Genomic DNA, 19,088 nt, shown 5'->3' on the forward strand with positions numbered 1-19,088 from the left:
AGTCTATAGATGTTTGTTTAAAATATCGATATAGTGGTCGATATACTTCTGCTTTTCTTTACGTCTATACTGCATGACCCATCTTGGATGGGGCACTACTTCTATACTTTCAAAACATCGGTGCATTTTGTTAAACGCTTCAAGATACTTGAGGTTTTTGCCTGTGCCTACGCAGATGATCTTTGGCTTGGCTTGAGGAATGGAGATCTGTTGTAAAAGTGTTTGGGTAATGTAGGGCTCGAGGCTTGCGAGGGTCTCTTTATCATCATAGTAGTTATAGTTCTTCCCCTCTTTGAGCAGACCAAGAGGCATCGTGGTCGTAAAGAAAAAATCACCGTAAAACTTCTCTACACCGCCATAGGCTTCTATGACCTCGAACATAAAAGCTGCACTCAGTTCTATACGTTTATCAAAATCATTGGCTATATCGCATATCTGCTCTAAATGATAGGCATCACTGAACCCTACTCCCGTCACACCTGAACCTAGCCTGCCCGGGTTAATACCTATGAGATAGGTACGCGGATTTGTATCGTTGTAGTATTTGTTAAAAAAAGTCTCCATCATCTCTCTGGTTTGCGGGTTATCGAAAGGATAGATCAACTCTATCCCTTTGGGAAGAGAGGGTTCTTTTGACAAGGTAAAATAAAAATCTAGTATCTGTTGGGCAAACGTATACATATTTGAGCCTTACTTTTATAAAAATTATAGCTTTGAATACATAAAGAAACAACGCTTTTATTTTAAGATTCAACCATTATGCACTTCATTAGGACATTCTAGACTATTATGGTAAAATTCCGACCATAATTAAAGCAAGGAATTGATGTGTTTAACATTCAAAACTATTCGAAACAAAACATTAAAAATGACATTCTTTCGGGTGCATTGGTCGCTGTTGCCCTTGTACCTGAAGCGATAGCATTTTCATTTATTGCCGGTGTCTCTCCGGTGGTCGGGCTTTACGGCGCATTTATCATCGGGCTTATTACTGCACTTCTTGGGGGTAAGCCGGGAATGATCTCTGGTGCTACAGGTTCTGTGGCAGTGGTATTTGTAGGACTCGGTCTTTCTGTTAGATCTATGTACCCTGAGCTTGATACGGAAGCTTTTAGCATGATGGTACTGCATTACATCCTATTGACATCCATTATAGCTGGACTCATACAGATAGCGATCGGTGTATTGAAGATGGGTAAGTTCATTCGTCTTGTGCCGCAGCCTGCCCTCTTTGGTTTTGTGAATGGTCTTGCTATTGTTATAGCCATGGCACAGCTTCCTTTCCTTGCACCTCAAAATATGGAACAATATACCAACTGGATAGATATCGTCTTTGCAAGTTTTACAGAAAACTATGTAATGTATATGATTGTGGCTGTGACAATGCTAACAATGCATTTTTTACCTAAGTTCAGTAAAGCTGTCCCTGCAGGACTTGTAGCGATCGTTGTACTGACGCTGATCACGTATTTTATGCACATCGATACGAAAGTGGTTGGTAACCTTGCAGACCTTTCCAATGTTTCTCTGCCTTCGTTCGTAATGCCTCTCACTGAACTCTTTACATGGGAATCCATGGCTGTGATCTTGCCAACTGCACTGATTGTTGCACTGGTCGGACTTATAGAGTCTTTATTGACCCTCTCTGTACTCGATGAGATGGGTGGAGAGCGTGGTTCAGGAAACAAAGAGTGTATCGCTCTTGGTATCGGGAACTCTACTTCGGGACTCTTTGGGGGTATGGCAGGATGTGCGATGATAGGCCAATCGGTCATCAACTTTACCTCTGGTGGTCTGGGCCGTCTTTCTTCCTTTACTGCAGCTGTACTGCTTATCATTCTTGTGGTGAGTTTTTCGCATATCATTGCAGTTATCCCTATAGCAGTGCTTGTGGGTATCATGTTTATGGTAAGTATTGGTACTTTTGAGTTCTCTTCTATTAAACGTATCACGCATATGCCTCGTTCAGATGCATTTGTATTGATTGTAGTGACCATCATCACGGTACTTGAGGATCTTGCAGTAGCAGTGATCGCAGGTATTATTATCTCTGCACTGGTATTTGCATGGGAACATGCCAAGATCTTTGCACGTACTTCTACCGATGATAAGGGTAAAAAGATCTACACACTTGAGGGACCGCTATTCTTTGCTTCGGTGACTTCATTTAATGAACAGTTTGATATAGAAAATGATCCAGACACTGTTGTTATAGACTTCAAGGATGCCAGAGTTATGGATAGTTCCGGTGCAGAAGCCATAGATAGCATCACGGACAAATACAAACAAGCAGGAAAAAAACTTACACTTAGACACCTTTCCAAAGACTGTAAAAGTTTGTTAAAAACGGCTGGACCTTTCTGTACCTATGAAGAGGATGACCCGACCTATAAAGTCGCAGCCAATATATAAATGATCTTATGACATGCCAGCATCTTTCAAGAGATAGAAAATGCTGGCATCTTTTTTTGCGTTACACACTCTTTCCATACTCTCTATACTATTATATAGCATTATCAGTACTAAAGGAAAAGGATGTTTTATAAATACTGTACATTTGTATTAGTGATTAGCTCTCTCCTCTTGGCAGAAGAGATTGGACTGGAGTATGAAGGTATACCAGTAAAAACCATGGATGCAGCAGGTAAGAATGTATACACCGTTGTAAAACGTGAGATCCCGGAAGCGTGTAAAAAAATACCTATCAATAATATAATGCTATGGACAGGAAACTACGCCCATCCTAATGTACCTGAAGTATGCAAATCTACTTTCGTACATACTGTTGGTGGTCATATATACCCTATGTATCTAGATACAGATATCACTACCTATGGTGAACTGGAAGTGTTGGCTTTTGTCAAACAGATGCAGACAGATGATTCACTGATGCTTATAGACGTTTGTAAAAAAGAGTTCTATCATTATCGGACCATCCCCGGAGCAGTCAATATGCCTTTTAATCACTTTAAAGATCCAACAAACTATGTGTTTGAATTTGAACAGCATATGAAAGATCTAGGCGTTTCTGTGAATGATGAAAATGATAGTTTGGACTTTACTCATGCCAAAACGATCACTCTCTTTTGTAATGGACCCTGGTGCAGCCTATCTGTAACAGCAATTCTGGCTTTACTTGATATAGGGTATCCTCCTGAAAAGATTAAGTGGTACCGTGGAGGATTGCAGGAATGGTTGGCAGCAGGCATGACTTCTACAAGAAAATGATTTTACAAAGTGTAGCCTTAGACTTCATTACACACATTTTCTACACACACTATGTTATGGTCATTCAAAAAAGGATGTATCATGTTTTATAAAATGACAATCATCTCATTACTTTTAACTTCTTCCATAATGGCTGGAAATAATGGTTTTGAATATGAGGGAATACCTGTAAAAATGGTCGATATAAACGGTAAGATAAAAGAGTTTATTGTAAAACGTGATATTCCCGAAGAGTGCATAAAAGTGCCTATCACGAATAAGATGTTATGGACCGGAAACTATGCCAATGCAAAAGTACCTGAAGCATGTAAATCTACCTATGTGAGTACGAAAGGTAAGATCCTTCCTATGCAGTTGCATGAAGATATAGATACCTATGGAGAATTAGAAGTTTTGGCCTTTATGAAAGAGATGCAAGAAAATGATTCGATGATGCTAATAGATGGCCGTAAACAGGTATGGTATGATTATCGTACAATTCCGGGTGCTATCAATATGCCTTTTCATCATTTCAAAGAACGAAAAAGTTTCGAATTCGAATTTGAACATGAAATAAGGAGATTGGGTGTAAAGATAAATGAGGATGATACATTTGACTTTACAAAAGCAAAAACCATTACAATATTTTGTAATGGCCCATGGTGCAGCCAATCCGTCGCAATGATCATAGCCCTTCTTGACATAGGATATCCGCCTGAAAAGATCAAGTGGTACCGCGGGGGTATGCAAACATGGTTAGCTGCAGGTATGACCTCCACAAGGGATTAGAAACCTTTTCAGAGAATGATTCTCTAAGATATAATTATAAAATAAACTTATTTAATATTATAAACTACACATATAATACACACTCATTTCCTATACTTCATGTAAAACTCACAAATGAAAATCATAAATAAAAAAGGAAAAAATATGTTTAAAACCATTCTTTTATGTATTGTCTTGATCTCTTTTTCCAAAGGAGATGATAGCACCTTACAACTTAATCGTGTAGTTACTGAGCATATCAATAATAAAGGTGAGAGAAAACCTATTATAGTCAAGCGTGATATTGACCCTATATGTAAAAATATCCATATAAGTAATGAAGTGATTTGGCAGGGAAACTATGCTAATTCTAAAGTTCCTGAAGCATGTAAGTCTACTTTTGTTACCTGTGCCGGACAAACAATATTTCCAATGCAGTTACATAAAAAGATAGAAACCTATGGGGAAGTAGAAGTGATGGAGTTTATCAAACAAATGCAAGAGAGTGAGTCTATGCTTTTGATTGACACACGTGCTGGAAAGTGGTATACATATCGTACCATACCAGGCGCGATCAATATCTATTATAAATATATCATGAAGCCCCATATTTTTCAGGATGACTATGAAGCATCCATGGATATGCTCGGTGTTATTGGCAATAAAAAGCCTTTTGATTTTTCCAAGGCCAAAACAATTTTACTATTTTGTAACGGGGCATGGTGTAGCCAATCTCCCAAAATGGTCAAATCCTTGCTGGCTCTGGGCTATCCTCCAGAAAAGATCAAATGGTACAGAGGCGGCATGGAGGACTGGCTGGGGTTAAGTATGAGCACTACCAACAAGTATAAAGCAAGACTTTAGTGCAGGGATTTAAAGAAAGAATATCCCTGCAATCAGAAATAAAAAGGGTAGAATCCCTAACAAAAAGATCTTTTTTTGGGTTTTAACTGTTTTAAAGATACCCCAGAAAAAAAGGATCACACTTAAGACAAAGAGTATGAGAATGATACTGTTTGTCATGTTTATTTATCTAACTCTTCTTTCCCCAGTTTATCTACCATCTTGATACTATCTAAAGCATTATTGAGTATCTTTTTCGTTGATGTTAGAGGTTTCATATGAAGGTTTGTCTGTTTTTTATCGAGACTTTCATCCATGAGTACATCCATGACCTCTTTTTCAAGCTCTTTGATGATCTCATTGATCTTATTTTCTATAAAATCTATATTCATATTATTTAGTATGTCCTTATTTTGCTTTCGGTCTGAAGATCTTTATAACGTCTTCATTTGCTTCTATGAAAGAGCCTCCGATAAGGTCTATACAGTATGGAACAGCAGGGAAAACAGCATCCAAACACTCACGGATAGACTTTGGTTTTCCCGGTAGATTAATGATCAGTGAACTGTGGCAGATACCAGCCGTCTGGCGTGAAAGTATGGCTGTTGGGACATACTGTAGACTCACTGCTCTCATCTGTTCTCCAAATCCAGGAAGAAGTTTTTGACAGACATTTTCTGTCGCTTCGGTCGTCACATCTCTCTTGGCTGGGCCTGTTCCGCCGGTAGTCACGATTAGATCACACTTTTTATCCCTTGCAAGTTCTATCAGTGTTGTCTCGATAAGGCTCTGTTCATCAGGTATACATCTGTATTCATACTCACATTCATTGAGCAAGTACTCTTTCATTGTATCCATGATAGCCACCCCTGAGATATCTTCATAGATACCTTGTGACGCTCTGTCGCTTGTAGTAACAACACCTATTTTTATCTTATCCATATACAATCCTATTGTTTTATTACGCAGATTATAGCAAAACTCTTTTAATACAATTTTGGTGCTTCTTCTTAGCGCTAATCGATCTTCATCAAGAGTTTGTCTAGGTATGAAGTACTTAGGATGCGTTTGATATAGCCTAGAAGATATGTGGCTTTTGTAATATAGTAACGGGGTTTTGGACGGTCTGCCAATATAATTTTGTGGACCACTGCAGCAACCGACTCAGGCCCCTCTTTAAACGGTACTTTCTGTTGTGTTCTCTCTTTAAGACTGCGATGGTATTTCTCCTTGAAGACGGAATGTTCTATATCAACATTCTCTGCAAGTTTTTCTACGGCTGTTTGTCTAAAATGGCTTATGATGGGGCCAGTATTAAGAAGTACAGGATAGATGTTCGTATCCTGAAGTTCAAGTCGAAGCGTATCTGTAAGCCCCTCTATGGCGTATTTACTTGCATTGTAGGCACCTCGCCCAAAAAGAGAGATGATGCCGAGTACAGAACTGTGCTGAATGATCTTCCCATACCCCTGCTTTCTCATTACAGGAATGATCTGTCTTGTACATTCATGCAACCCAAACACATTGGTTTCAAACTGTTCTCGCAGTACAGGGACTGTAATGTCTTCTACCGCACCTGGTTGCCCATAGCCGGCATTGTTGAACCAGACATCTATCTTTCCATCTAGTTCAAGTACTTTGTTGATCACTGCTGTGATCTCATCAGGGTGTCTGACATCCAGTTGCATGGCATGTTCAAAGCCCAGTGCTTTTAACATCTCTACATCTTTTGTATCTCTTGCGGTAGGATATACTTTGATAAATTTGTCTTGGAGATATTTTGCAGTTTCAAGTCCGATACCTGTACTGCATCCTGTGATGACGATATTGGTCACTGTTTTATCCTTCTATATACTTTTTGAGTATTTCGGTATTGACGTTCTGACCCCGTATGTGCTCTTTGGCAAACTCTACGATCATCCCATGAAAACGTGCATAAAGGGTATGTCGTGTCAATGCCTTGCCAAACATTTGGGTTATTTTATCAAAGTTTGCTTCGATCCCCTCTTGCATCCATGCCTGTATTTGCATATAGTTCTCAAAACTGTAGCCCAAAGCATTAAGGAGTCTGGCTGTATAGCTGTCGACAACAAAAACTTCACGTCCGCATCCGTAACAAAGGATGGAATCCGCACTCTCCATGCCTATCCCTTTTTGTTCAAGCAGCCATTCCCTGCTTACTTCATTTTGAAATTTTTCAAAGGTATGAAAGTCATGGAGTATATTTTGACAAAGTTGTTGAAGCCTCTGGGCTTTGGTATTGTAAAAACCACTGGGTTTTATGAGTGTAGAGATCTGCCCTGATTCTGCTTTACTAAGTGCTTCCAGTGACATCAGACCAGCTTCTTTTAAATTGGCCAGTGATGCCTCTACCTTCTCCCATTTTGTCTGCTGCGTCAAGATCGCACCGATAATGACTTCAAAGGTACAGCTTTTGGGCCACCAGAGGGGATCTCTGTTCGTTTTGGGATAGCCCATGTTTTGAAGGGCACACAGCAGATCATAACTACTTTGCAAACGATACCCTTACTTGTCTGTAGAGCGCTGTTGTAGATAATCTTTCAAGATCACACTGTGGTCAAAGACCAATTGATCCATGGGTATCTCTTCCAATGCGTAAACTTTTGCCTCTTTGGCATCATCTCCGCCTTTGGGTTGACCTTGAGACTTTGTTATGAAAACAATACTTGCCGTATGAAACCTTGGGTCACGATCAGGATCAGAATAGACACCAAGCAGTTTGCTTATCTCTACCTCCAGGTTGGTTTCCTCTTGCATCTCCCGCCATAAAGCATCTTCTACACGCTCACCCACATCCACAAAACCACCAGGCAGAGCCAACCCCCTTGGATCATTTTTACGCTCAATAAGTATAATACCCTTAAATCTATCTCCCTCATACAACTCTATAATACCATCCGTAGTAAGATGGGGTGTTTTAGGCGTAAAAGGCATAGAAGGTGATTGTTGTATCTTAAGCAGTGCAACAGCTTGTGCCAGAGAAAGAAAAAACGTAGCAGTAAGAAGTCCAAGAGAAACGGCTGACCTGAAGGCTTCACTGGCTTGCAGCAGAAAATACGAGTGTATCATTACAGCGAAGAGTCCACCAGCAACCAATAACCATGAAAAAACAATACCGACTGCACGTCCTTGTAAGAGTGCCAGATAACCATAGAGAACCAACCCTACTAAGAGTAAATTGAGGATCAGAAATAACTGAATGCCACCCGGCATCCCGAACAGTTCCCACTCATGCCAGTAAGCAGAGTCAATCTCATGGGTAATGAGAACAGCTGCATTCAGAAGGTAGAGCCATATAATAATGGGCTTTACTTTCATTCATTCTCCTTTTAATCTACTTTTTCTTTTGTAATTTTTGCCTTTACCTCGTTCCACCTCTCCGCAGATGGAATACATAGGTAATTTTAACATAATCCTCACATAATAAGTCTACCAAAACCTATTAATTTCTATTAACCACTTTCCCTCATTATAATCTCTGGTACTAGAATATATCTTCTTTTACATAGACACGTAATACACTCTGCATTAATTTACCAACTGGATATATTCTTTATGGACACGGGTTATGCGGGGCACTTGAATTATGATATAATTTATTGATCCTTTAGTAAAGAAAGTAGGTAAAAAATGAAGCTTCGTATCAATACTGAAGATATCATTCAAATAGCTATAGGTGCATTTGCCCTTGCCGTGCCGATCTCTTTTACAGAAGAAGCATGGAAGATGAGTGTGACTTTACCATTTTATAACCTCTTGTTGGTTTTTATACTTTCTGTGACTTTTTTAGGATTTTATGCCTACTACAGTGTCTTCCAAAAGCAGGTATCAAAGCGCTACGATATATTCATCTTACGTATTTTTATTGCCTACTTTATCTCTGCCCTGGTAGTAGTTTTAGTTTTACTGGCTTTAAATAAGTTACCCGTTATAGATGAGCCCCTCATAGCGTTAAAAAGATTAATATTAATTACTATGCCTGCATCAATGGGCGCCATTGTTGTAGACAGTTTCAATAAGGAATGATCTAAAAAGGAGAAAGTATATGGAACGGGATCTTACGATTGAAAACTCTATGCTATCTGATAGAGTATTAGGCTTTTCTATAGGTATCGGGCCTTTATTTATTACGGATTTTCGGCAATTTCAGGGATCGGTAGTTTCAATATGACAGAACATATACTCCTTACATTAGCATTGGTCAGCTTTTTTGGTATCTTGAGCCAGTGGCTCTCCTGGTACATTAAACAGCCATCGATCATTTTTCTGCTTCTGTTTGGTATAGTGATTGGACCGGTGGCAGGACTGTTTGATCCGGATGCAGTGTTGGGTGAACTTCTTTTCCCTTTTGTCTCTATGGGAGTTGCTATTATACTTTTTGAAGGTGGCTTGACACTTCGTTTTCATGAGATCAAAGGTTTGACCAGACCGCTTTATATGCTTCTTACAGTTGGTTTGGTAGTCACATGGGCCATAGTGGCTCTGGCTACACATCTATTGGTAGGACTTTCATGGGAAATCTCCATACTCTTTGGTGCACTGATGACGGTAACAGGACCAACGGTCATTAAGCCGCTGCTCAGAACGGTACGTCCTTATGCCGACCTTGCCAATATCCTTCACTGGGAAGGTGTGATCCTGGATGTAGCTGTAGCGATCCTGATAGTCCTTGTCTATAAGACTATTACCCTGCAGCATTCTGGAACAATGATTCCACTTTCCCTGGCTTATATTGTTGCTACAGGTATGATCAGCGGTACAATAGGGGCTCTCTTGCTTGCATTTTTATTACGTCGATACCTTCTACCCCATTTTTTGCACCATGTATTTACTTTAACCCTGGTATTGATGATCTTTACACTCTCTAATGCGATCGCACATGAATCAGGATTATTAGCGGTGACGCTCATGGGTATGATGCTGGCAAATATGAAAAATGTAGATATAGAAGAGATACTCTTTTTTAAAGAGAGCTTGAGTCTTCTACTTATCTCCGTACTTTTTATCATTCTTTCTGCACGTTTGGATCTTTCAGCGCTGATTGACATAGGCTGGTCTGCATTGGGACTGTTGGGGATCATCCTCTTTATTGCACGCCCTCTTTCTGTGATGGTATCAACACTCTTTTCTGACCTTACACTACGTGCCAGGATATTTTTGAGCTGGATCGCTCCTCGCGGTATCATCGCTGCTGCTGTTTCGGCACTTTTTGCTATACGCTTGGAGGAATTTGGATATGTGGAAGCAAAACTGCTGGTGCCACTGACATTCATGGTCATTATTGGTACGATATTGCTACAGGGGTTGAGTGCAAAACCACTGGCCAAACGCTTAAACCTGCAAGAAGCAGAGCCCTCCGGTATGCTTATCCTTGGAGCCAACAGGGTCTCTCGTGAGATCGCTAGATCACTGAAGGAACAAGGGGTTGCTGTAAAGTTGGCAGATACAGATTGGGAGAATATCAGTCATGCAAGAATGGAGGGGTTTGATACCTATTATGGACGTGTCATATCTGATCATGCAGATCGCAATATGGAACTGGCAGGCATAGGAGGTCTGTTGGCCATAAGTCCCCATGCTACACTGAATGCTTTGGCATCTGTACGGTTCAAGTCCGAGTTTGGCACTGAAAATATCTATTACCTTCAGAACGCTGAGGGTCGGAAACTTGAAAAGAGCAAAGCATCACACTCTACGATTGTAGGGCGTCAACTCTTCACGGAAGATGTGACCTTTACTAAACTATCTTCTTTGTTGCATGGTGAAGGAGAGATCAAGACAACCACCTTGTCTGAGAAGTTCGATATAGAGGCCTATAAAAAAGCACATGAGAGTAAGGTTATTCCATTATACTTGATAGATACAGACGGGAAATTACATTTCTTTACCACAGATCATGAGCTCAAGCCAAAAGAAGGATGGAAGATCACAAGTTTGATATACAAGCATAAGGAAAAACAATGAAAAACGAGATAGCCAATAAATTTCAGCAAGGTTTTGTTCTGCTCCTGCTCTTTATAGCTCTGACGGGATTCATCGGGATGATCCATGAATTTTTGATCGCACTGATCCTGGCTGCGATCTTTTCGGGACTGCTTTATCCTTTTTACCGTAAACTTTTTGACTATTTCAAAAAAAGATCTGCTCTGGCAGCGAGTACTACACTGATCGTCACTGCGTTGACTTTTGGTTTGCCGCTGGCCACTTTTACAGGTATGGTAACAGGTGAAGCCATAGAGATCACTAAAAAGGCACGTCCTATAGTCAAAGAAGTTTTGGACAATAATCTCTCTTTAGGTGAACATTTACCTGAATGGTTACCTTTTAAAGAGAAACTTGAACCTTTTCATGAGACTATTATCAAGAAAGCCTCTGAGGCAGCCAGTGCGATGGGAAGTTGGCTGGTTTCAAGTCTGTCAAGTGCTACCAAAGGTACAGTGGGATTTTTTATCGGTCTGTTCATTATGTTTTATGCTATGTTCCATTTCTTGATACATGGACCGCAACTACTCCGTACACTCTCTTCTTTGCTGCCTCTTTCGGAAGAGGATCGGACTGAAGTGATGAGCCGCGGCTTGATGGTGACCAGGGCATCTCTGAAAGGCATCATCATTGTAGGGTTCGTTGAGGGTGTATTGGTCGGTCTGGGCTTATGGATGGCCGGTATCGAAGGTTCAGCATTTTGGGGGAGTATTGTTTTTCTTCTAGCTGCTATTCCAGGATTAGGGGCATCCTTGATCTGGTTGCCGGCAGCACTCTATTTACTATTTACAGGCAGTACCGGATGGGGTATAGCTCTCGTGGTTTGGGGTGTATTGGTAGTAGGAATGGTGGATAATATCTTGCGTCCATGGATCGTTGGGAATGATGCAAAATTGCCTGACCTGGTCATACTCATATCGATCTTTGGAGGTATACTCTCCTTTGGTCCTCTGGGAATCATTATTGGTCCAGTGATCGCAGCTCTTTTGGACACGATTTTAAACATTTACAAAAGGACGTTTCAGCATCTGTTGACTTCCTGAACTAAGGCATAGAAAATAATGTATAAGGCTGACTGAACATGATAAAGCAGATTTTTTTACAGATAGTATTGATGCTATTGCTGCCACTTCTACTTTTTGCAGACAGTCAACAGATAAAAAAGGATAGTAATATGCAAAAAGATAATAAAACTGTCTCCTTGGTCCTTGGCAGCGGAGGAGCCAGAGGATATGCACATATTGGTGTCATAGAAACGCTTGAAAAGAAAGGATATACGATCAAATCTATTTCGGGATCTTCTATGGGTGCACTGATAGGAGGACTTTATGCGGCAGGAAAACTGGATGCATATAAAAAGTGGGTACTCTCTCTTGATTTTATAGACACGCTTAAGCTGATTGACATCTCACTAGCTCATGGAGGTATAGTTAATATCGACTCTGTGTATCAAAAAATAGAACAGATGATAGGTGATATTACCATAGAAGATCTGCCTATCACCTATATGGCGGTGGCATCAGATATCAAAAATCGTAAAAAAGTATGCTTCAGGGAAGGAAAGCTTATTGATGCTATAAGAGCTTCTATCGCCATACCTACCGTGTTTACACCAGTCATTGAAAATGATATGATCCTTGTAGATGGAGGTGTATTGGAGCCCTTACCCATAGCCTCCGTCTTATCCGATGATACGGATATTATTATTGCAGTGAACCTGAATGCGAATATACAAAATACCTATCATATAGAGAGACTAGAAAAAGAGAAAAAAGCAGAAAATAGATTGTATAAAAAGACTCTAGAGCTAGTAGATAAAGCCAAGGAGGCCATAGGTAAGGATAGCTCTAAAGAAAAGCCTCCGATAGATATTTTGTATATACTGAACAAAAGTCTAGATGCCACACAAAGTCTCATAATAGAGAATACCCTCAAGGAATATGAACCTGATCTAATGATAGAGATACCTAGAGATGCTTGTGAAGCTTATGAGTTTGACAAAGCCTATGAGATGATAGAGATAGGTATAAGAGCTACACAAAAAAGTTTAGAAACTGTAAAATAATTAGGTTATGAGTAGATTATTCTACCCCTTTACGGATGTCTAGTATTTAGTCTTTGAGTAGATGTCCTGCATTTTTCATGAAATAGGTAGTAGTCAAAGGTTTGAAGAATTCAAATGCCTTTTGTGCATCTATGATCTTGTCCTTTTCTCCCAGAAAGACTTCTATGGTAGTACCTCTATCAAGGACTTTCTGTATCTTTTCATTCTCCCAAGTGTAGCTAAGCAGTGCTTCAAGCTCTTTTTTGGTTCCAACATTCAAATAGTCTGAAAGATTGAAGTTTGAAGGATAAGCAGCATTTTCCAGGAACTGTTTCACGTACGCTTCCTGCCCAGCTTCAAAGTAACGCAGCTGTGTACGTATAAAACTTGGTTTTTCTGTTTGAAAAAAAGCCGGTGAGAGAAGTATCAGCCTGTCTATACGCTCTGTAGAGTTATATACATACTCAAATGCCTGTTGTGCCCCATAGGAAAAACCGGCAACACCATATTTGCTTGGTGTCATATAGGGAATGAAGAGTTCCTTTTCATTTTGAAGCGAAAATCCATTAAAGTATTTCATTAGAAGGCACTCCTCTCTAAAAGATCTTACGTAAGATCACACGGCACTCTTCAGGCGTGATATTTTCATGTGCCAAGAGGAAAGCAGTGACTTCACTCAGTGCTTGATCCAGGGTAGTTAAAAGTTTTGTGATCTCTGAAACAGAGTCACGTAGAAGTTCCTCTTCCTGCTGTGTGGTTACGATGAAGTTGTCACTCATCACATACTCATACACCACTTTTCTAACGATCTCTTTTGCCTGAGCAATGTCAGTACTTGCATTGGTGAATTGTTCATTATAGTGTATCTTTGTAGCGATGCTGCCTGCAAGATAGACTTTAATACGTGAAAGCAGCTGGCTTTTGGAGAGTATCTCATGTTCCTGGTTGAGAAGCCTTGTGTTGACGATACCGATTTTTTCATATTCCACATCCAGCCAGGTAGCGATAACAGCTTTTGCGGCCTGATAAACGGCTTGAATCTCTCTCTCCTCTTCGGTAAAAGAGAGTATTTTTCGTTTTCCCAGTAAAACTTTCTCTTTGACTGCTTCAAAATCTGAAGTTTCTACGACACTACGCCCTTCTCTCATCGCATAGATAGCGGCTTCGTTGGTCAGTGTATCCAATGCTGCAGAGTTGAAACCGACGGTCATACGTGCCACAAGATCGATGTCTACATTGTTTGGTTTGTGTGCAAGATAGAGCTCAAGTGTTTTGGCCCTGTCTTCCAGGTCTGGCAGTGAAATATGTATACGTCTATCAAAACGCCCTGCTCTTAGCAGTGCTTCATCGAGCATCTCTATTTTATTGGTCGCACCGATGACGATGACACCTGAACTCTCTTCAAAACCATCCATTTCCGTGAGCAGTTGATTAAGTGTGGCTTCTCTCTCATCATTTCTGAATTCACCGCGGCTTTTACCTACAGCATCGATCTCATCGATAAAAACAATACTCGGTGCCATCTGTTTGGCTTTTTTAAAGAGTTCAGAAACCCTTTTTGCACCCATGCCTACATAGATATGGACAAAAGAAGCCCCACTTTGGTAAAAGAAAGGTACATTGGCTTCACCCGCGACGGCTTTGGAGATAAGTGTTTTACCTACACCGGGAGGACCTACAAGGAGCACACCTTTGGGTAGACGAATGTCCAAGTCACGATATTTCTGCGGTGCTTTGAGAAAATCAATGATTTCTTCAAGCTCCTCTTTCACATCTTTTATCCCTGCGACATCTGCAAAAGTGATAGTGGATGTCAATGCCTGTACTGGAGCATTGACAGGTGTATCATCGTCTTTAGAGGCTGCACGTATATGTTTGAGTTGTTGCAGTCTGTTCTGCTGCATTAATCTATATAAAAAACCAAATGCCGCGATAATGATAAGAAAGGAAAGAAGATCATAGATGTCACTATTGTCCTGACGTACTTCAACAGGGTATTTGGTGAAAAAAGCTGTTTTGTTCACTGCATCTTTGTAGATCTTATAGGTGTCTGTATCAGTCTTTAGTCGTATGAGATCACCATCTATAATGACTTTTTGTATTTTGTTTTCAGTGTAGAGAGCATTGGCCTGATCGTGGGTAATGAGTGTATCTGTATCCCTAAGAATAGCAAATGAAAGTAAGAACACCAACAGTACAAGCAGTCCTACAATCACTTTTACATTCGAGGGATTCAGCATTGATGGATCAAACTTTGGCTTTATTGCCTTCATTGCTTACCTCCACATCATTTAGCAGGACCCAGTTTGAAGTGAGGTCTTCATCACTTGTTACAGATACTTTATTAAAATATTGGTCAAAGCCTTGATAGACACCATCTTAACCACTCTCTAGGAGTACTTCAAGGTTTTGTGTATGCTCCCGTCTGAACGCAAAGTTCTTTGCTTTTATGATAGCTGTAAGTTCACGATGACGCTCTTTGGCTATGTTGCCCCTTACTTCTGGTTTCATGGTTGCTGAAGGGGTATTGTCCCGCTTTGAATAGGAGAAAGCATGTACATGGGTCAAAGGTAATTCTTTCACTCTGGAGATCGCCTCAGACCACTCTTTTTCATCTTCACCTGGATGTCCTACGATGTAGTCCGTCCCCAATGCATAGCCCTGGTCGGCAATTTTTCTGAAAAGTGCCAGATCGCTCTTAAACTCATTTCTTCTGTTCATCAGTTTGAGCATTTTATCGCTGGTATGCTGCAGGGCAATGTGCATATGTTTTGCCATCCAAGGTTCATTGAGAAGCTCCAAGAATTCATCGTCGATCTGTATAGGCTCCATACTTCCTATACGTATACGTCGAACACCACGGATCATACTCATCTTTTTAAGCAGTTTGGCCATGGAGGTGTTGTGATCCTGTCCGTAACTTCCTACATTGGTTCCTGTAAGGATAAATTCTCCAAATCCATTGGCTGCAAGTTTGTTGATCTGCTCTAAAATAGTCTCTTCTTTATGGGAGCGTGCATCACCACGTACTGCAGGTATGATACAGTAGGAACATCTAAAGTCACACCCCTCCTGGATCTTGATAAAAGCACGGCTTTTACCTACAAACTCTTCAACAATAGTCGAATCAATATGCTCAAGATCACCGATCTGATAAAATGGGTTTTCATTTTTAAGTATAGCGTTGATGTTCTCTTTTTCAGAATGACCTATGACACCAAATACTTTTTTGTCTTCAAAGAGTGATTCACCTTTTGAGTGTGATCCACAGCCTGCTAGAATCACTTTTGCATCCGGATTTTTACGCTGCATAGAGGAGATATAGTTACGGACAGAAGAGTCTGCACCATTGGTCACGGTACAGGAGTTCACAACGATGATATCAGAGCTCAGCTCATTATCTGTCAGTTCATAATCTTTCAGTTTTGACATCATGACCTGTGTATCAAACTGGTTCGTACGACATCCAAAGGTTTTAAAATAGACTTTTTTCATCATCAAAGTCCTTGAGGAGGATTGATCGTATCTAATCCTATTTCCGGTTTAGGTACATTTTTATCCACATAAATAGATTGTGTAGGGAATGCAAGTTGTATCTTCTCTTCTTCTTGAATACGTGCGATGATCTCAATGGAAATAGTACTTCTCAGAGTCATCGTCGCATAAGAGTTTGTCAGATACCATGCAGATATTTTTAAACCGTAAGGTTCAATATGTGTAAAGATACGAGGCTCAACATTGGTGTTTCTCATACCATATTTACTTCTTAGTTTGTTCAGTTGTTTTCTTGTGATCTCTGTATACCCTTTTGAGTATTTTTTGGTGATCTCTTTAGCGATCTGTGTAGCTTTATTTGCATCAGAATCAAAAGTAATGACAAAGTCTATCCCATCCCATACTGTTTTGAGTCCAGAGTGAGAGTAATTTGCGATCATATCAGTAAATATGAAGTTGTTTGGAATGAAGATCATACGTCCTGCTCTTCGGTTGGTCATGTAAGAAGTGAGGTTGACATCCTCATGCATGGTCATACGGAGCATGGAGATATCTACGATATCCCCTACATACTCTACACCTTCACGTACAAATCGAACCCTGTCACCTACATGGATAGCACCGCCAAGTACGATGGTCGCCCACCCCATAAGGGACATAAACCAGTCTTTCATCGCAATAGCAATACCCGCTGAGGCAAAACCAAGGATCGTGACCAGATAACTCACGTTCTCTATATAGGCAAGGAGTAAGGTTAAGATCAAAATACTCACAAAAGAGATGTTGAGTGCTTTGTTGATGGCATAAAAGCGTTCATCTTCTGACATATATTTTTTAACGAAATGTTTAATGAAGAAGAGAATGAAAAGAAAGAACAGGATGATCCCACCGATCGTCATCGTTCTTTGTATCTCTCTTTGAATATCATTTTTGAGCTTGAGCTCGATCTCATCGATTTTTTTACTGTACACATTCTTGGTGGTTTTAAATATTTCCAGGACAGGAATAAATGTTTTAATTTGATCTATCGTGTCCTGCTGCTCATTGATGAACTCTATGTTCAGAGGGTCCAACTTTAAAAGTTTTTTAAGAAGAAGCTGTTTCTCTTTAAACTTTTCAACGATATGATAGAGAGATTCATAGCGGTTGTTGTACTCTTCCATATCGGATTGGAGTTTTTCTCTATACGATACTGCAGAGATAAGAGCAAAAGGACTATCTACTTTAGGTACAGCAGTGATCTCAGGCGGGGTAAGAAACTTTTTAAATGGGTCTTTTTCATACTCTTCTAGCAGTTGAAGTTTGCCAAGAAGTGTGATCTTGGTGTCTTGAGCATTTTGATACTCTTCTTTTTGAGCTTGTGTTTTTCGTTTGATTTTTTCCAAGCGTGCAATGTTTTCATCCAGTACAATCTGTTGTTTTTCAAGTTCTTTGTAGGTATGGTAATTACTATAGATCTTTGACCAGATATTGTTATCACTCAGTTCTTTTTGCAGTGTTTCTTTTTGCACAAGAAGCTGATCTATTCTCTGTACATCCAAAGGCAGTTTTTCTGTTTTATTGGCCTCTATGATCGTTTCTGTAGTAGTATTTTGCTCTAAGGCAGGTTCAGCAAAGGCTGGAACAGAAGATAAAAGAGAAAAAGCTATAAGAATGTTTTTAAAACTCATTTCTTTTCTCCAAAGCTTTGAAGTACTTTTTTTACTACACTTTCATCAATATCGGATGCCATTTTATAGTTACCCATTCCATTAGGTAAGATAAATTTGATACTCCCTTTCGCACTTTTTTTGTCTAAAAAGAAATGCTCATAAAAGTCATCTACATCTTTGATCACATAGTCGGTAGGCAAAGAGGCATTTTCCAAAAGTGTTTTGACCGCATCGGCCTCATCTTGTGTAAACAGGCCAAGTTCTACTGCCAAAGCGTTGGCCATGACCATACCTATAGCGACTGCTTCTCCATGTAAATAAGTCGTATAGTTGGTTTCATTTTCAACAACATGACCAAAGGTATGCCCGTAGTTCAGTACAGCACGTATACCTGCTTCTTTTTCATCCTGATTGACCACCCATGCCTTAAGTTCGACACTCTTCTTGATCACCTCTTTAAGTGTTTCAGTGTCACTGAAATCCGATTTTTGCAGGAACTCAAAATAGTTTTTGTCAAACATGACTGCCATTTTGACTATCTCCGCGATACCTGCAGCAAACTCTCTTGGAGGCAGTGTTTTTAAAAATGCAGGGTCTATGTAGACAGCTTTTGGCTGATAAAATGCACCTATGAGATTTTTCCCATATTTGTTATTGACCCCTGTTTTACCTCCTACACTCGCATCCACTTGACTCAGTAGTGTGGTAGGTATCTGGATAAAGTCTATCCCTCTTTGATAAATGCTTGCAGTAAATCCTGTCATATCTCCTATCACACCCCCACCAAAGGCGATAAGCAGTGATTTTCTATCGAGCTTATGTTCAAAACATTCATTCAGTATATTTTCAACGGTTTCCAGGGTCTTGTACCCTTCCCCATCAGGGATCGTCACAACATTGAGTTTTGTGGCATGTATGTGAGAAAGAAGTGTTTCAAGATGGTACCCCGCAACTGTCGGGTTTGTCACTACAACAACATTGGTGTCAAAAGTAAGTTGGGGTAATGCATCAATAGTAATATCATAAGTGATGTTTTGAGCATGAGCTAATTCGATAGGGACGATCATATTGGTAAA

At 40.0% G+C, this 19,088-nt stretch carries 18 protein-coding genes and 1 pseudogene; 8 read left to right on the top strand and 11 right to left on the bottom strand.

All coding sequences use genetic code 11. The features are described 5' to 3' along the window. Window positions 1-3: 3 nt before the first annotated feature. Window positions 4-681: a uracil-DNA glycosylase family protein gene (locus tag SULAR_RS02585; RefSeq protein ID WP_008242696.1), complete on the bottom strand. Its 678-nt coding sequence runs from the start codon at window positions 679-681 to the stop codon at window positions 4-6. Window positions 682-828: 147 nt separating this feature from the next. On the opposite strand from SULAR_RS02585, the gene SULAR_RS02590 reads away from it, so the two are divergent. The 4 genes from SULAR_RS02590 to SULAR_RS02605 all read left to right on the top strand — a co-directional run bounded on the left by SULAR_RS02590 (window position 829) and on the right by SULAR_RS02605 (window position 4,839). Next, window positions 829-2,412 (top strand): SulP family inorganic anion transporter, encoded by a 1,584-nt coding sequence (locus tag SULAR_RS02590; RefSeq protein WP_008242697.1) that lies wholly within the window; start codon window positions 829-831, stop codon window positions 2,410-2,412. Window positions 2,413-2,535: 123 nt separating this feature from the next. Further along, on the top strand, window positions 2,536-3,228 hold the full coding sequence (locus tag SULAR_RS02595; protein WP_008242698.1) for a rhodanese-like domain-containing protein: 693 nt from the start codon (window positions 2,536-2,538) through the stop codon (window positions 3,226-3,228). Window positions 3,229-3,309: 81 nt separating this feature from the next. Then, a complete protein-coding gene (locus tag SULAR_RS02600; RefSeq protein WP_008242699.1) occupies window positions 3,310-3,996 on the top strand; it encodes a rhodanese-like domain-containing protein in 687 nt (228 codons plus the stop codon). A 144-nt stretch (window positions 3,997-4,140) separates the two neighbouring features. Further along, window positions 4,141-4,839, top strand: coding sequence for a rhodanese-like domain-containing protein (locus SULAR_RS02605; RefSeq protein ID WP_008242700.1), 699 nt, complete (start codon window positions 4,141-4,143; stop codon window positions 4,837-4,839). Window positions 4,840-5,000: 161 nt separating this feature from the next. On the opposite strand, the gene SULAR_RS02610 is transcribed toward SULAR_RS02605, so the two are convergent. The 5 genes from SULAR_RS02610 to SULAR_RS11320 form a co-directional block, all read right to left on the bottom strand. Further along, window positions 5,001-5,210, bottom strand: a complete 210-nt coding sequence (locus SULAR_RS02610) for a hypothetical protein (protein ID WP_008242702.1) — start codon at window positions 5,208-5,210, stop codon at window positions 5,001-5,003. Window positions 5,211-5,226: 16 nt separating this feature from the next. Then, complete coding sequence (mog, locus tag SULAR_RS02615; RefSeq protein ID WP_008242706.1) at window positions 5,227-5,760, bottom strand: molybdopterin adenylyltransferase; 534 nt, start codon at window positions 5,758-5,760, stop codon at window positions 5,227-5,229. 74 nt (window positions 5,761-5,834) lie between these two features. Then, entirely contained in the window at window positions 5,835-6,653 is an 819-nt protein-coding gene (locus tag SULAR_RS02620; RefSeq protein ID WP_008242707.1) for an SDR family NAD(P)-dependent oxidoreductase, read from the bottom strand. A 4-nt stretch (window positions 6,654-6,657) separates the two neighbouring features. Further along, window positions 6,658-7,335: a 3-methyladenine DNA glycosylase gene (locus tag SULAR_RS02625; protein ID WP_008242708.1), complete on the bottom strand. Its 678-nt coding sequence runs from the start codon at window positions 7,333-7,335 to the stop codon at window positions 6,658-6,660. Between the two features lie 9 nt (window positions 7,336-7,344). Further along, window positions 7,345-8,157, bottom strand: coding sequence for an NUDIX hydrolase (locus SULAR_RS11320; RefSeq protein WP_008242709.1), 813 nt, complete (start codon window positions 8,155-8,157; stop codon window positions 7,345-7,347). 312 nt (window positions 8,158-8,469) lie between these two features. Here SULAR_RS11320 and SULAR_RS02640 point away from each other — a divergent pair, with 312 nt between their 5' ends. The 4 genes from SULAR_RS02640 to SULAR_RS02655 all read left to right on the top strand — a co-directional run bounded on the left by SULAR_RS02640 (window position 8,470) and on the right by SULAR_RS02655 (window position 12,886). Continuing rightward, the gene (locus tag SULAR_RS02640) at window positions 8,470-8,865 is read left to right on the top strand and encodes a DUF2391 family protein (protein ID WP_008242710.1); all 396 of its coding nucleotides are present in this window, start codon (window positions 8,470-8,472) and stop codon (window positions 8,863-8,865) included. Between the two features lie 141 nt (window positions 8,866-9,006). Beyond that, entirely contained in the window at window positions 9,007-10,803 is a 1,797-nt protein-coding gene (locus SULAR_RS02645) for a sodium:proton antiporter (protein ID WP_008242711.1), read from the top strand. Beyond that, complete coding sequence (locus tag SULAR_RS02650) at window positions 10,800-11,864, top strand: AI-2E family transporter (protein ID WP_008242712.1); 1,065 nt, start codon at window positions 10,800-10,802, stop codon at window positions 11,862-11,864. The genes SULAR_RS02645 and SULAR_RS02650 overlap by 4 nt, the downstream gene beginning before the upstream one ends. A 38-nt stretch (window positions 11,865-11,902) precedes the next feature. Beyond that, window positions 11,903-12,886, top strand: coding sequence for a patatin-like phospholipase family protein (locus SULAR_RS02655; protein ID WP_008242713.1), 984 nt, complete (start codon window positions 11,903-11,905; stop codon window positions 12,884-12,886). A gap of 46 nt (window positions 12,887-12,932) precedes the next feature. On the opposite strand, the gene bioV is transcribed toward SULAR_RS02655, so the two are convergent. The 5 genes and pseudogenes from bioV to aroB all read right to left on the bottom strand — a co-directional run bounded on the left by bioV (window position 12,933) and on the right by aroB (window position 19,079). After that, complete coding sequence (gene bioV, locus SULAR_RS02660; protein WP_008242714.1) at window positions 12,933-13,445, bottom strand: pimelyl-ACP methyl ester esterase BioV; 513 nt, start codon at window positions 13,443-13,445, stop codon at window positions 12,933-12,935. Window positions 13,446-13,461: 16 nt separating this feature from the next. Beyond that, window positions 13,462-15,138, bottom strand: a complete 1,677-nt coding sequence (locus tag SULAR_RS02665; protein WP_008242717.1) for an AAA family ATPase — start codon at window positions 15,136-15,138, stop codon at window positions 13,462-13,464. Continuing rightward, a pseudogene (gene mtaB, locus SULAR_RS02670) lies at window positions 15,113-16,363 on the bottom strand (tRNA (N(6)-L-threonylcarbamoyladenosine(37)-C(2))-methylthiotransferase MtaB). The gene SULAR_RS02665 and the pseudogene mtaB overlap by 26 nt, the downstream one beginning before the upstream one ends. Continuing rightward, the gene (locus SULAR_RS02675; RefSeq protein WP_008242720.1) at window positions 16,363-18,030 is read right to left on the bottom strand and encodes a mechanosensitive ion channel domain-containing protein; all 1,668 of its coding nucleotides are present in this window, start codon (window positions 18,028-18,030) and stop codon (window positions 16,363-16,365) included. Before SULAR_RS02675 ends, mtaB begins: the two are co-directional and overlap by 1 nt. Continuing rightward, window positions 18,027-19,079, bottom strand: a complete 1,053-nt coding sequence (aroB, locus tag SULAR_RS02680) for a 3-dehydroquinate synthase (protein ID WP_008242722.1) — start codon at window positions 19,077-19,079, stop codon at window positions 18,027-18,029. The genes SULAR_RS02675 and aroB overlap by 4 nt, the downstream gene beginning before the upstream one ends. Window positions 19,080-19,088: the final 9 nt, after the last annotated feature.

It is taken from the genome of Sulfurovum sp. AR (genome assembly GCF_000296775.1).
GTDB classification, from domain to species: Bacteria; Campylobacterota; Campylobacteria; order Campylobacterales; family Sulfurovaceae; genus Sulfurovum; species Sulfurovum xiamenensis.

Coding starts and splice junctions, on each gene's coding strand:
- SULAR_RS02585 (WP_008242696.1), bottom strand. CDS start 681: ATGTATACGTTTGCCCAACAGATACTAGATTTTTATTTTACCTTGTCA.
- SULAR_RS02595 (WP_008242698.1), top strand. CDS start 2,536: ATGTTTTATAAATACTGTACATTTGTATTAGTGATTAGCTCTCTCCTC.
- SULAR_RS02600 (WP_008242699.1), top strand. CDS start 3,310: ATGTTTTATAAAATGACAATCATCTCATTACTTTTAACTTCTTCCATA.
- SULAR_RS02605 (WP_008242700.1), top strand. CDS start 4,141: ATGTTTAAAACCATTCTTTTATGTATTGTCTTGATCTCTTTTTCCAAA.
- SULAR_RS02610 (WP_008242702.1), bottom strand. CDS start 5,210: ATGAATATAGATTTTATAGAAAATAAGATCAATGAGATCATCAAAGAG.
- mog (WP_008242706.1), bottom strand. CDS start 5,760: ATGGATAAGATAAAAATAGGTGTTGTTACTACAAGCGACAGAGCGTCA.
- SULAR_RS11320 (WP_008242709.1), bottom strand. CDS start 8,157: ATGAAAGTAAAGCCCATTATTATATGGCTCTACCTTCTGAATGCAGCT.
- SULAR_RS02640 (WP_008242710.1), top strand. CDS start 8,470: ATGAAGCTTCGTATCAATACTGAAGATATCATTCAAATAGCTATAGGT.
- SULAR_RS02645 (WP_008242711.1), top strand. CDS start 9,007: ATGACAGAACATATACTCCTTACATTAGCATTGGTCAGCTTTTTTGGT.
- SULAR_RS02650 (WP_008242712.1), top strand. CDS start 10,800: ATGAAAAACGAGATAGCCAATAAATTTCAGCAAGGTTTTGTTCTGCTC.
- SULAR_RS02655 (WP_008242713.1), top strand. CDS start 11,903: ATGATAAAGCAGATTTTTTTACAGATAGTATTGATGCTATTGCTGCCA.
- bioV (WP_008242714.1), bottom strand. CDS start 13,445: ATGAAATACTTTAATGGATTTTCGCTTCAAAATGAAAAGGAACTCTTC.
- SULAR_RS02665 (WP_008242717.1), bottom strand. CDS start 15,138: ATGAAGGCAATAAAGCCAAAGTTTGATCCATCAATGCTGAATCCCTCG.
- SULAR_RS02675 (WP_008242720.1), bottom strand. CDS start 18,030: ATGAGTTTTAAAAACATTCTTATAGCTTTTTCTCTTTTATCTTCTGTT.
- aroB (WP_008242722.1), bottom strand. CDS start 19,079: ATGATCGTCCCTATCGAATTAGCTCATGCTCAAAACATCACTTATGAT.